Origin of the sequence: Sinorhizobium alkalisoli (genome assembly GCF_008932245.1) — a bacterium.
GTDB lineage: Bacteria > Pseudomonadota > Alphaproteobacteria > Rhizobiales > Rhizobiaceae > Sinorhizobium > Sinorhizobium alkalisoli.
This window is the reverse complement of the sequence record NZ_CP034909.1, coordinates 3,467,334-3,480,152: the sequence shown is the minus strand read 5'-3', so window position 1 is coordinate 3,480,152 and position 12,819 is coordinate 3,467,334. Positions and strand designations below refer to the sequence as shown.

The following is a 12,819-nucleotide window of genomic DNA, read 5'->3' as shown; positions in this document are numbered from 1 at the left end:
TGAAAAGACGCGCGGCGCTGTAAGTTCAGCGTGGGTTGCGGGCGGAAAACCGCTCACACTTTTCCTCATCCCGCTTCGGCGCCGGTCAGCTTTCCGGGATTGTCAGCTCCGCGACGAAATCATAGGCGTCGCCTCGATAGAGCGATCGGGTAAATTCCACGACCCGCCCCGAAGAGAGATAGGAGACCCGCTCGATGGAGAGCCCGGCCGAGCCGACGGCGACGCCGAGCATCGAGGCATCCGGGTCCTTGATGTTGCAGGCGGAGATGCGCTGCACGGCGCGCACCGGCCTTGCATTGACCTTTTCGAGCACGGCATAGAGCGACGAGGCGACGGAAAGTGGGTCGGGCACGAACTCCGCCGAAACGCAGGCGCGCTCGATCGCCAGCGGCAGGTCGTCGGCGATACGCAGGCGACCGAGGCGGGCGACCAGCGCGTCCGCCGGAAGGCCGAGCGTCATCATCTCGTCGGGCGAAGGATGGAAGAGCCCCCGTTCCAGCCACTCCGCCCGGGTATTGAGGCCGCGACGTGCCATGTCCTCGGTGAAGGAGGTGAGGCGCGAGAGCGACTGCTCGACGCGCGAGACCGGTCGGACGACGAAGGTTCCGGAGCCGTGGCGGCGCACCAGGAGACCATCCCGCACGAGGTCGTCGACCGCCTTGCGCACGGTCACGCGGCTGACATTGGCGTATTCGGCGAGGTCCCTCTCGGCCGGCAAGGCATCGCCGTGACTGAGCTTGCCCGACAGGATCGCTTCTTCGAGCGACTGCCGAAGTTTGAGATAGAGCGGGCCCGCGCCTCCCGATAGCAAGCCTTCGAGCGGCAATATGGCGGCTAGCGCGTGGTTCATGCGACGATCTCCGGCCGGGTGCCGAAGCGCTGCGCCGCAAGCGCGACGGCGCCGGTCAGCGCGTCAGCCTCGGCTTCCACGAAGTGCGGCTGGTGCCGCTCGGCGAGCCATGGGCGATAGAGGGGAGCAAGGCCGCCGAGCAGGCAGATCGTCCGCGCCCCTCTCGCGACCACCACGTCGAGCGCTTCATCCACCGTCGTCGCGGCCGCCTTCAACAGGCGTGTCGCGACCGGATCGCCGCTCCCCGCATGATCGAAGACGCGCGGCGCATAGCGGCCGAACTCGCCGGGCTTGGCGAGCCGCGCGAAATCGACCACATCGCGGGGATCGTTGTTGAATTCCAGGAGCACGGAGTCCGTGACCGGCGACGCCGCATGGATGCCGTCATAGGCAAGCAGGGTCTCCTGCAAGAGCGCGTGGCCGATCCGCGCGCCGCTGCCGTGATCGCCGATCGTGAAACCCCAGCCACCGATATAGCCGACCACTTCGCCCCGGCGCGCGATATAGATCGTGCCGGTCCCGAGGATCGCGACGGCGCCGTCGCCGTCGCCGAGCGCGCCCTGCAGTGCAATGAGCCCGTCGGATTCGATGTCGGCCTGCGCGAAGGGCAGCCGTCGCTTCACGTAGTGGACGGCGTCGCCGACATTGTGCCCCGCAACCCCGACGATCGCGCGGGCCGCGGCGATTCCGGCCGGATCGAGGCGGGCGTCTTCGAAAGCCGCACGCGCCGCTCCCGCAATATTTTGCAGCGCCGTTTCCGGATCGGTGAGAATATTGGCGGCACCGGACTTTCCGCGGCCGAGGATACGGCCATCCGGGCTTGCAACCGCCGCCCGGCAGCTGGTTCCGCCGCCGTCGATTCCGACGAGATAGGATGTCATGGGCACCTCCGAGGCCTAAAGATACCAAAAAAATACCATTAACCAAGCATGATTTCGCGCTGAATTTAAATTTCTTCCCAAGCTCTTGCTTTTCAATGATTTTTTTCTGAGCACCACGCTCGGACAGGCCAAAAGTTAAATTTCTGCTAGACAATTGGTATTTTTTTGGCATTAATTCGGGAAGAGGAGAACAAACCGATGCCGGCAGCTAAGACCGAAGAGCGCGACGACAAGGCCAAGGATCTGGACCTGATGCATCCGGCGCTTGCCCTTCGCCTGCTCGCCGGCGGGCAGCAGGCGGCGGCGAAATCCGTCGACGAGGCGTTCGAACCCATTGCAGCCGCGGCTGCCCTGGCTGCAGAAGCGCTTTGCGCCGGCGGGCGGCTCGCCTATGCGGGTGCGGGAAGTTCCGGCCTGATGGCCATGGCCGACGCGCTGGAACTGCCGGGAACTTATGGCATAGCCAAGGACCAGATCGTCATCCTCCTTGCCGGCGGCACCGCCAGCCTCGGCGATCTCGCCGGCGGCTATGAGGACGACACGGAGCTGGCACGCCGCGATGTCCGCGAGGCCGGGATTTCGGCCGGCGACTGCCTGGTTTCCGTTTCCGCCAGCGGATCGACCCCTTATGCGCTCGCCGCCGCGGACGAGGCGCGCAAGCGCGGCGCGAAGGTCGTTGGGGTCGCCAATAATAGCGGCGCTCCCCTGTTCGAAGCCGCCGATGTCTCGATCCTGTTGCAGACGCCGGCGGAGGTCGTCTCCGGTTCCACGCGCATGGGCGCCGGCACCGCGCAGAAGATTGCCCTCAACATGTTTTCGACGCTTGTCGGCATCCGTCTCGGCCATGTGCTCGACGGCCACATGGTCAATCTGCGTGCCGACAATATCAAGCTGCGCGGCCGCGCCGTCCGGATCGTATCCGACATTACCGGCGTCAGCGCCGATGAGGCGGGACGGCTGGTCGACGCCGCCTCCGGCTCGGTGAAGCTGGCGATCCTGCTTGGCTCTGGGGCAAAGGACATGGGGCAAGCCGAAGCGGCGCTGGCAAAGGCCGATCAGAATTTGCGCAAGGCGATCGCGATCGTCTCGCAGACGTAAAACTGGGATCCAAAACCGCGCCCGAGACGGCGCCTATAAGAGGGAGAACCTGAATGACCCGCACGACAATGAAAGGCCTGCTGCTTGCATCGAGCATTCTCGGCTCCGCCGGGCTTGCGCAGGCGCAGGACGCTACGCTGACCATCGAGAGCTGGCGCAATGACGACCTGGCGATCTGGCAGGAGAAGCTGATCCCGGCTTTCGAGGCCAAGAACCCGGGCATCAAGGTCGTCTTCTCGCCTTCCGCCCCGACCGAGTACAACGCCGCCCTCAATGCCAAGCTCGATGCCGGCTCCGCCGGCGATCTCATCACCTGCCGCCCCTTCGACGCCTCGCTCGAGCTCTACAACAAGAAGCACCTCGCCGACCTGACCGGCCTTGCCGGCATGGAGAACTTCTCCGACGTCGCCAAGTCCGCCTGGACGACCGACGACGGCTCGGCCACCTTCTGCGTGCCGATGGCCTCCGTCATCCACGGCTTCATCTACAACAAGGATGCCTTCGATCAGCTCGGCCTCTCGGTACCGACGACCGAGGCGGAGTTCTTCGCCGCGCTCGACAAGATCAAGGAAGACGGCAACTACATCCCGATGGCGATGGGCACCAAGGATCTCTGGGAAGCCGCGACCATGGGCTACCAGAATATCGGCCCCAACTACTGGAAGGGCGAGGAAGGCCGGCTGGCGCTGATCAAGGGCGAGCAGAAGCTCACCGACGAGCCCTGGGTCGAGCCCTATCGCGTGCTCGCCAAGTGGAAGGACTATCTCGGCGACGGCTTCGAGGCGCAGACCTATCCGGACAGCCAGAACCTCTTCACGCTCGGCCGCGCCGCGATCTATCCGGCCGGCTCCTGGGAAATCGCCGGCTTCAACGCGCAGGCGGACTTCAAGATGGGGGCCTTCCCGCCGCCGGTGAAAAACGCCGGCGACACCTGCTACATCTCCGACCACAACGACATCGGCATCGGGCTCAATGCCAAGAGCCCGAATGCAGAGGCCGCCAAGACCTTCCTCACCTGGGTCGCCTCGCCGGAATTCGCGGAAATCTACGCCAATGCCCTGCCGGGCTTCTTCAGCCTGAACTCGACTGCGGTGAAGATGAGCGACCCGCTCGCCCAGGAGTTCGTCTCCTGGCGTGAGAAGTGCCAGTCGACCATTCGCTCGACCTATCAGATCCTCTCGCGCGGCACCCCGAACCTCGAGAACGAGACCTGGGTGGCGTCGGCAAACGTCATCAACGGCACCGAGACGCCGGAAGAGGCGGCCAAGAAGCTGCAGGAAGGGCTTGAAAGCTGGTTTAAGCCGGCAAAGTAAGCCGAAGGGGCGCGGCTTCGCGCCCCTCTTTCGCTCCCGCGCGAGGATTCGCACGGTGAGCGACGCCGCCATCAGTATCGAGATATCCGGCAGGGCCGGACTTGAGCGGACAGGAATGCGGCATGGCCCGCATTTTCGACTGCCGCGGCGGCGCCCACTGCATGTCTCCTTAAATCGATTTCGATTTAAGAACAAAGACATGCAGCATTTCAAAGTGCTACAGCGACCTTTGCGCGTCTGATTAGACGCGCGGCGCTGCAGGACGAGGCGCGGACGAATGCGCCCATTTCGAACGACATCGAGGCTGCGCCACGCGCAAGCCGGTTAGAACGGGCCAGAGGCCGATGAACAAACGCGAGATCATGATGGATGTCGGTGAGCTGAAGCGCCCGCGGCGCTGGCACATCCTCGTCTTCCTCACTCCGGCGCTTCTCATCTACACGGCGGTGATGATCCTGCCGCTCATAGAGACGCTCCGCCAATCCTTCTTCAATACGGTCGACGGGGAATATGCATTCGTGGGCCTCGGTAATTTCAACGTGCTCTTCGGCGACCCGCGCTGGGCCGCGGATTTCTGGAACGCGCTCCGGAACAACGTCGTCTTCTTCCTGATCCACATGGCCGTGCAGAACCCGATCGGCATAGCGCTCGCTGCCATGCTGTCGGTGCCGAAGCTGCGCTTCAGCGCCTTTTACCGCACCGCGATCTTCCTGCCGACGCTCTTGTCCTTCGTCATCGTCGGCTTCATCTGGAAACTGATCCTCTCCCCGATCTGGGGCGTCGCCCCCCATCTCATGGATCTCGTCGGCCTCAAATGGCTCTTCGCTCCCTGGCTGGGCCGGCCCGATTCGGCGCTGGTCGCCGTTTCGCTGATATCGGTCTGGCAATATATCGGCATACCGATGATGCTGATCTATGCCGCGCTGCTCAACATTCCCGACGAGGTGATCGAGGCGGCCGAGCTCGACGGCGTTACCGGCTGGAGCCAGTTCTGGAAGATCAAGCTGCCCTTGATCCTGCCGGCGATCGGCATCGTCTCGATCCTCACCTTCGTCGGCAACTTCAACGCCTTCGACCTGATCTACACGGTGCAGGGCGCGCTCGCCGGACCGAATGGGTCAACGGACATTCTCGGCACGCTGCTCTACCGCACCTTCTTCGGTTTCCAGCTCCAGCTCGGCGACCGTTCGATGGGCGCGACGATCGCAACGGTGATGTTCCTGATCATCCTTGCCGGCGTCTCGCTCTACCTCTTCGTCATCCAGCGCCGCATGCGCCGCTATCAGTTCTGAGGAGGACCAAAATGTCGAAAGCACGTAGCTCCCTCGCCCGCACCGGCGCCGTCCATGTCGCGCTGATCGCCTATACACTGGTGGCGCTCTTTCCGGTGTTCCTGACGATCGCCAACTCCTTCAAGAGCCGCAATGCGATCTTCCGCGAGCCCCTTGCGGTACCGACGCCAGAGACGTTCAGCCTGATCGGCTATGAGACGGTGCTGAGACAGGGCGACTTCATCGGCTACTTCCAAAACAGCGTCGCCGTCACGGTCGTCTCGATCGCGCTCGTCCTCATCTTCGGTGCCATGGCCGCCTTCGCGCTTTCGGAGTACCGCTTCCGCGGCAACACGCTGATGGGCCTCTATCTCGCGCTCGGCATCATGATCCCGATCCGGCTCGGCACGGTGGCAATCCTGCAGGGCATGGTGGCGACGAACCTCGTCAACACGCTGACAGCGCTGATCCTCGTCTATACGGCGCAGGGCCTACCGCTCGCGGTCTTCATCCTGTCGGAATTCATGCGCACGGTTTCCGACGACCTGAAGAATGCCGGACGCATAGACGGGCTTTCCGAGTACGCGATCTTCTTCCGGCTGGTGCTGCCGCTGATACGGCCGGCCATGGCGACGGTCGCCGTCTTCACCATGATCCCGATCTGGAACGACCTCTGGTTCCCGCTGATCCTCGCGCCGGCCGAATCGACGAAGACGATCACGCTCGGCTCGCAGATCTTCATCGGCCAGTTCGTCACCAACTGGAACGCCGTGCTCTCGGCGTTGTCGCTGGCGATCTTCCCGGTGCTCGTCCTCTACGTCATCTTCTCGCGGCAGTTGATCCGCGGCATTACGGCAGGAGCAGTCAAATGACCTCTTCCGCAACCCCGATCCGCGTTCTCGTCGCCGGCCTCGGCAATATGGGCCTGAGCCATGCACTCGCCTATCACCGCGACCCCGGCTTCGAAATCGCCGCCCTCGTCAACCGTTCGAAGGTCGAGCTGCCGGAATCCTTTACAGGCTACGAGTACCGCCCGTCCTTCCCGGAAGCGCTTCTCGAATTCCGACCGGAGCTCTGCTCGATCAACACCTATTCGGACAGCCATGCAGCCTATGCGGTGACCGCCATGGAGGCCGGCTGCCACGTCTTCGTCGAGAAGCCGCTGGCAACCACGGTCGCCGATGCCGAACGCGTGGTCGCCTGCGCCCGTGCCAACGGCCGCAAGCTGATCGTCGGCTACATCCTCCGGCACCATCCCTCCTGGATGCGGTTGATCGCCGAGGCGCGCAAACTCGGACCGCCCTATGTGTTCCGCATGAACCTGAACCAGCAGTCGAGCGGCGCGACCTGGGCGACGCACAAGGCGCTGATGCAGACCACGCCGCCGATCGTCGACTGCGGCGTCCACTATGTGGACGTCATGTGCCAGATCACCGACGCGAAACCGGTCGAGGTCCGCGGCATGGGCCTGAGGCTTTCGGACGAGATCGCCGCCGACATGTACAATTACGGGCAGTTGCAGGTCATTTTCGACGACGGTTCGGTCGGCTGGTACGAGGCTGGCTGGGGCCCGATGATCTCCGAGACCGCCTTCTTCGTGAAGGACGTGATCTCGCCGAACGGCTCGGTGTCGATCGTCATGGACCAGAACGCCAGGTCCGACGATATCGACACGCATACGAAGACCGCCGTCATCCGCCTGCACGACGCCGCGACCGGACCGGACGGCCGTTTCCTCAGGCCCGACGAGGACCTGCGGATGGAAGGCGAGCCTGGCCACCAGGACCTCTGCGATCGCGAGCAGGCCTTCGTGCTCAAGGCCATCCGCGAAGACATCAATCTCGACCGGCACATGGACGATGCGGTGCAATCGCTGAAAATCTGCTTGGCGGCGGACGAAAGCGTGCGCACCGGCAGGCCGGTCAAACTTTAGAGCATTTGCAGTCAGGTGGAATCACCTGAGGTCGCAGAAATGCGGCAAGACAAACAGATAGAGCGGCCGCGCGAAAGTATTTGAGCGCATCCCGCTCTAAGCCAAGAGGGGCGAAACGTGGGATCATTGCAACTGAAATCCATCCGCAAGGCCTTCGGCGGCCATGAGGTGCTGAAGGGCATCGACCTGGAAGTGAAGGACGGCGAATTCGTCATCTTCGTCGGTCCCTCGGGCTGCGGGAAATCGACCCTCCTGCGCACCATCGCCGGCCTCGAGGACGCGACCTCGGGCAGCGTCCGGATCGACGGCGACGAGGTTGGCCATGTCGCGCCCGCCAAACGCGGCATCGCCATGGTCTTCCAGTCCTATGCGCTCTATCCGCACCTGACGGTCAAGGACAATATGGGCCTCGGGCTGAAGCAGGCCGGCGTACCGAGAGCCGAGATCGACGAGAAGATCGCCAAGGCCGCCGGCATGCTGTCGCTGGAGCCCTATCTCGCCCGGCGCCCGGCCGAGCTTTCCGGCGGCCAGCGCCAGCGCGTGGCGATCGGCCGCGCCATCGTGCGCGAGCCGAAACTGTTCCTCTTCGACGAGCCGCTCTCGAATCTCGACGCGGCGCTGCGCGTCAACACCCGGCTGGAGATTGCCCGGCTGCATCGCAGCCTCAAGGCGACGATGATCTATGTGACCCACGACCAGGTCGAGGCGATGACCCTTGCCGACAAGATCGTCGTTCTGAGCGCTGGCCGCATCGAGCAGGTCGGCTCGCCGATGGAACTCTACAACCGGCCCGCAAACCTTTTCGTCGCCGGCTTCATCGGCTCGCCGCAAATGAATTTCATCGAGGGCGAGCGCTTTGGCGACGCAGCGGCAAAGACGGTCGGCATCCGCCCCGAACATATCGGCCTCTCGCGCGAGCGTGGCGACTGGACGGGCAAGGTCGTCCATGTCGAACATCTCGGCGCGGACACCATCGTCTATCTCGAAACCGAAAAGGTCGGCCCGCTCACCGTGCGCCTCTTTGGCGAGCACCGCTATGAGCCCGATGAGATCGTCCACGCTACCCCGGTGATCGGGGCCACGCATCGCTTCGATTCCGATGGCCGGGCGATTGCTTCCGGGGAGCAGGCAAGAATCCTCCCGGACGCTTGATCTTCGGGGAGTTTTCAAACGTGCAAGGCGGCGAGCAATCGCTCCCTTGTCGGCTCGTCGACGAAGGCCGCCTCGATGGCCGTCCTCGTCATCCGGTCGATCTCGCTGTCGTCGAAATCCATCGCATGGACGGCGATCTCGTATTCCTGGGCGAGAGAAGTATGGAAGAAGGGCGGGTCGTCGGAATTGAGCGTCACGCGGACGCCGGCCTCGAAAAGCCGGCGCAAGGGGTGCGAGGCGAAATCCGGAAAGACGCCGAGCGCGATGTTGGAGCCGGGGCACACCTCCAGCACTACGCCCTCCTCGGCCAGGCGTTTGACGAGATCGCCGTCCTCGATCGCTCTGACACCGTGGCTGATGCGCGACGGGCGCACATGGTCGAGAGCATCGCGCACGCTGAAGGCGCCGGAAAGTTCGCCGGCATGAATGGTGAGCCCGAGACCGGCATCGCGAACGACGTCGAAGGCGCGGGCGAATTCGGCGACGCTGTGCATGCGCTCTTCGCCGGCGAGATTGAAGCCCGTGACGAGCGGGTGGCGGCGCATCGCCGCGTATTCCGCGGTTTTCACCACCGATTCCGGCCCGAGATGGCGAATGCCGGTGATCAGCATGCGCGACTCGATTCCGGTCTTTGCCCGGGCGGCTTCCATGCCGGCCGCCAGCCCCTCGATATAGGCATCGGCACCGAGTCCGATCGTGTTGCCGTGATCGGGCGAGACGATGATCTCGCTATAGATCGTTCCGGCTTCGGCAAGTTCCGTCAGGTAGGTTTCGGCGAGAAGCGCATAGTCGCCCTCGGTGCGGAACAGCGAGGCGACGGCATCGTAGCATTTCACGAAGCTAGTGAAATCGTTCCAGACATAGGCGTTGTCGCGGATGATGCCGCCGATGTCGATTCCGTATTTCCGTGCCTGCCGCAAGGCGAGTTCCGGCGGCGTGGCGCCTTCGATGTGGCAATGCAGCTCGGCTTTCTTCAAGTGTGCAGTCAAATAAGGCTTCTCCCATGCGCGCCCGGCGCGATGCCGAGATGTCTGGCAACCGTTTCGCCGATATGGGCGAAACTGTTGGCGATGCCGAAGGAGCGGCTCCTGAGCGACGGCCCGAACATCAGCACGGGCACGCGCTCGCGCGTGTGGTCGGTGCCGCGCCAGGTCGGATCGCAGCCGTGGTCGGCGGTGAGGATGACAATGTCGCCCGGCTTCAGGCGACGGTCGAGGTCGGGCAGGCGCGCGTCGAAGGCCTCGAGCGCCGCGGCATAGCCAGGCACGTCGCGGCGATGGCCGTAGAGCATGTCGAAATCGACGAAATTGGTAAAGACGAGGTCGCCGTCTTCCGCCTCCTCGATCGCGGCGAGGCTCGCATCGAAAAGCGCCATGTTGCCATTGGCCTTGGTAAGCCGGGTCACACCCTGATGCGCGAAGATATCGCCGATCTTGCCGATCGCATGCACCGTCCGGCCGGCCTCCTCCAGCCGATCGAGGATCGTCGGCTCCGGCGGCGGCACCGAATAATCGCGTCGGTTGCCGGTACGAACGAAATTGCCGGGATTGTCGCCGACGAAGGGGCGGGCAATCACCCGGCCGATGTTGTAGTCGTCGACGAGCCGGCGAACGATCCGGCAGAGCTCGAGGAGCCGCTCCAGACCGAAACTCCGTTCATGGGCCGCGATCTGGAAGACCGAGTCCGAGGATGTGTAGCAGATCGGCTTGCCCGTGCGCATGTGCTCTTCGCCATGGCGGGCGATGATCTCGGTGCCGGAGGCGTGGCAATTGCCGAGGATGCCCGCAACATCGCCCTCGCGGCAGATCGCTTCGACGAGGTCGGGCGGAAAGGCATTGTCTTCCGCCGGAAAATATCCCCAGTCGAACTTCACCGGCGTGCCGGCAATCTCCCAGTGGCCGGAGGGGGTATCCTTGCCACGCGAGACCTCGCTTGCTGCGCCATAGACGCCATAGACCCGTTCCGGCACCTGCATTCCGCCCGGAAGGCGTCCGGTCGCGAGCCTGGCCGCGTGAAGCAGGCCGAGCGCCGACATGTTCGGAAGATGCAAAGGGCCTTCGCGCAGGCCCACGCGATCGCCGGCGCCGGCGGCGCAGAATTCCGCGATGTGCCCGAGCGTGTCGGCGCCGAGATCGCCGAAGGCCTCCGCGTCCGGCGCGCCGCCGATGCCGAAAGAGTCGAGGACGAAGAGAAAAGCACGCGCCATGAGACACCTAAGCGGGGTTCGGAAAAATATTACACGGCGTTCCGAAAAGAACCTGCGTTAAAACAAAGAACTAAGCGGGTGAAGCGTTGGCCTGCCAACGCAAGTCTGCTTAGGAACCGCGCGCGAAGACAAACCGCGCAATCCGGCAGAGATAGCGTGCCGGCTCGTCCAATGCAATTGAGCCCGATGGGGGATGCGGCGCGGGGCGTCGGCTCAGCAATCCGTGCAGGCGATCGTCGTTCCGAAGCGCTGGCGGTAATAGGCCGTCTTGGAGAGGTCGATGGTGCTTACGGTGCTGTCGAGATTCGGCGCAAAAAGCAGGAGCTTGTGCGGCACGACGAGCTCGGTCCGCACGACGAAGGCGTTCACGGCTTCGAGATCCGCGGGAACCGTGGTGGTGGAATTGGCGGCATAGGGCGTGCCGCCGGCCTGGTCGCGCGACCAGACGACCTTCCCGGTCGTGGTTCCGTTGACCTGAATGCCAGTGATCTTCAGCGTGTAGTTCGAGCTTTCGTAGGGGGCGAGGATGCTTTCGGCGACTTTCTTCACGTCGTCGATGAAAGCCTTGTTAACATCCTGTTCCTGCGTGACGATATCGGCGACGGCGCTCGAGGCGCGCGCGACCTTGCGCAGCACGGTGAAGCCGAGCGAGAGCTCGAAGGCGCCGATATAGGTCATGATCAGGAGCGGTGCGACGATTGCGAATTCCACCCCGCCGACGCCCCGCCGGTCGCGGAAGAAACGCGCCAAAACCTCAAACGAAACAGCCCGGAACGACAGGGGTCCGAAAACGCGCCGGGTGAACGAAGATCTATCGGACTTCCTCATAGCACCCTCAATAGTTCTCGTTTCGGAAAGTCGCGGTGGCGACCATCAGGAAATCCCGCGGCATGCTCGTGCCGGCGGGGCGCAGATTTGTGATGTAGGGCCGGACGAGATCGGTTATGACTTCCCAGCGATAATAGGCGCGCACCATGGTGAAGCTTGCCGCACCGCCCGGAGCGAAGCTGAAGCCGCTGGTGTCGAGATCGGAGGACGAGGAGGAACCGACCCGCGGCACCGCTGCCGGGATCGTTGCCAGGTCCGCGATCTCGCGGATGTCGAGGAAGAGCTTTTGCGGCTGGCTGGCCTCGGTCGACGAACAGGTCATGAGGATGGAGATTTCGTCGCAAAATGCCTGGCGGAACTCCGCCTCGGTCATGTCCGTCGCCTTGCCCTGGTTGAAGGTGATCTCGCCGGTGCGGATCTTGCGTGCCAGCGTATCGGTCGCGTTCGCCAGCAATTGCTCGCCGGCAAAGGCGACGAATGTCTCGATCGACGCGAAGACGACGAGGAAGAAGGGCAAGGCGAGGATGGCGAATTCGATCGCCGTCGCGCCCTTCCTGTCGCCCATGAGACGGGGAAAGAGGCCGCGCCGTGCGCGCTTACGCAGGCATGCTTTCGTTTCTGTCGACATTGCGCCGTTCCATCACGTCCCGTGCGGCCGGGGCGGTTCAGTAATGCATGCGCATCCGACCGCATTCCGCGCCTGTGCAATCGATCGGCGTGAGATTAAGCCGCGACTGTTGAAATTTCGTTTGCGACGACCCGAAGAATTTTAGTGGTTTTTGATTTCTCAATCACTGGTCGCGGCCGCTGCCTCGCGCTCGACATGGCGCTCGCAATTGGGCGAGCAGGAATAGACGGTGCGAGCGGTCTGCTTGTAGACGCGGAGCGTGTTGCCTTCGTCGATCGACACGAGAACCCGCTCGTCGACGATGGCGTTGCCGTCCTGATCGAGGATGACGAGGTTCGTCGTGCCGAAACTGCGCCCCGTCAACACGATCGTCCTGGCATCGGCAACGGTTGCATCCGCGACATCGGAATTGCCGATGATCACCTTGCTCACCGGCCGGTCCAGCTTCAGCACGCGCGCGTGATCCATATAGACGCGCATTACCTCCTCGGCCGCACGCGCGCGATCCGGAGCGGAGACCGCAAGAAGCCCGGCGATTGTCAGTGCAAGCGTGGCGGCATGGCTGGCCGCAAGAGACGTTTTCATGGCGCTTCCCGATGGCGAGTGATGGCCCGCATCTTGGCGCCTTTTGGTGAATGAATGGTTACGCTCGCCCGGCG

At 63.5% G+C, this 12,819-nt stretch carries 13 protein-coding genes; 6 read left to right on the top strand and 7 right to left on the bottom strand.

Translation table 11 applies throughout. The features are described from left to right. Positions 1-85: 85 nt before the first annotated feature. Together EKH55_RS16530 and EKH55_RS16525 are read right to left on the bottom strand one after the other, a co-directional pair. Positions 86-850 (bottom strand): GntR family transcriptional regulator, encoded by a 765-nt coding sequence (locus EKH55_RS16530; protein ID WP_069459931.1) that lies wholly within the window; start codon positions 848-850, stop codon positions 86-88. After that, the gene (locus EKH55_RS16525) at positions 847-1,731 is read right to left on the bottom strand and encodes a glucosamine kinase nucleotide-binding domain-containing protein (protein ID WP_069459932.1); all 885 of its coding nucleotides are present in this window, start codon (positions 1,729-1,731) and stop codon (positions 847-849) included. The genes EKH55_RS16530 and EKH55_RS16525 overlap by 4 nt, the downstream gene beginning before the upstream one ends. Positions 1,732-1,929: 198 nt before the next feature. Here EKH55_RS16525 and EKH55_RS16520 point away from each other — a divergent pair, with 198 nt between their 5' ends. The 6 genes from EKH55_RS16520 to EKH55_RS16495 all read left to right on the top strand — a co-directional run bounded on the left by EKH55_RS16520 (position 1,930) and on the right by EKH55_RS16495 (position 8,498). After that, complete coding sequence (locus tag EKH55_RS16520) at positions 1,930-2,829, top strand: N-acetylmuramic acid 6-phosphate etherase (RefSeq protein ID WP_069459933.1); 900 nt, start codon at positions 1,930-1,932, stop codon at positions 2,827-2,829. 53 nt (positions 2,830-2,882) lie between these two features. Beyond that, the gene (locus EKH55_RS16515; RefSeq protein WP_151611845.1) at positions 2,883-4,142 is read left to right on the top strand and encodes an ABC transporter substrate-binding protein; all 1,260 of its coding nucleotides are present in this window, start codon (positions 2,883-2,885) and stop codon (positions 4,140-4,142) included. Positions 4,143-4,486: 344 nt separating this feature from the next. Then, positions 4,487-5,434 carry a carbohydrate ABC transporter permease gene (locus tag EKH55_RS16510; RefSeq protein WP_151611844.1) on the top strand — a complete coding sequence of 316 codons (948 nt, stop codon included), beginning with the start codon at positions 4,487-4,489 and terminating at the stop codon, positions 5,432-5,434. Between the two features lie 11 nt (positions 5,435-5,445). Continuing rightward, complete coding sequence (locus EKH55_RS16505) at positions 5,446-6,285, top strand: carbohydrate ABC transporter permease (RefSeq protein WP_069459936.1); 840 nt, start codon at positions 5,446-5,448, stop codon at positions 6,283-6,285. Next, a complete protein-coding gene (locus EKH55_RS16500; RefSeq protein ID WP_069459937.1) occupies positions 6,282-7,346 on the top strand; it encodes a Gfo/Idh/MocA family protein in 1,065 nt (354 codons plus the stop codon). The genes EKH55_RS16505 and EKH55_RS16500 overlap by 4 nt, the downstream gene beginning before the upstream one ends. Positions 7,347-7,463: 117 nt before the next feature. Continuing rightward, on the top strand, positions 7,464-8,498 hold the full coding sequence (locus EKH55_RS16495) for an ABC transporter ATP-binding protein (RefSeq protein WP_069459938.1): 1,035 nt from the start codon (positions 7,464-7,466) through the stop codon (positions 8,496-8,498). 14 nt (positions 8,499-8,512) lie between these two features. Here the strand turns inward: EKH55_RS16495 and EKH55_RS16490 are convergent, their stop codons facing one another. The 5 genes from EKH55_RS16490 to EKH55_RS16470 form a co-directional block, all read right to left on the bottom strand. Beyond that, positions 8,513-9,487 (bottom strand): adenosine deaminase, encoded by a 975-nt coding sequence (locus EKH55_RS16490; protein WP_151611843.1) that lies wholly within the window; start codon positions 9,485-9,487, stop codon positions 8,513-8,515. After that, on the bottom strand, positions 9,484-10,704 hold the full coding sequence (locus EKH55_RS16485) for a phosphopentomutase (RefSeq protein WP_151611842.1): 1,221 nt from the start codon (positions 10,702-10,704) through the stop codon (positions 9,484-9,486). Before EKH55_RS16485 ends, EKH55_RS16490 begins: the two co-directional genes overlap by 4 nt. Before the next feature lie 213 nt (positions 10,705-10,917). Then, a complete protein-coding gene (locus EKH55_RS16480) occupies positions 10,918-11,532 on the bottom strand; it encodes a TadE/TadG family type IV pilus assembly protein (RefSeq protein ID WP_131820492.1) in 615 nt (204 codons plus the stop codon). Positions 11,533-11,539: 7 nt separating this feature from the next. Then, on the bottom strand, positions 11,540-12,160 hold the full coding sequence (locus EKH55_RS16475) for a TadE/TadG family type IV pilus assembly protein (protein WP_069459941.1): 621 nt from the start codon (positions 12,158-12,160) through the stop codon (positions 11,540-11,542). A 159-nt stretch (positions 12,161-12,319) separates the two neighbouring features. Further along, positions 12,320-12,745 carry a pilus assembly protein N-terminal domain-containing protein gene (locus tag EKH55_RS16470; RefSeq protein ID WP_069459942.1) on the bottom strand — a complete coding sequence of 142 codons (426 nt, stop codon included), beginning with the start codon at positions 12,743-12,745 and terminating at the stop codon, positions 12,320-12,322. Positions 12,746-12,819 lie beyond the last annotated feature (74 nt).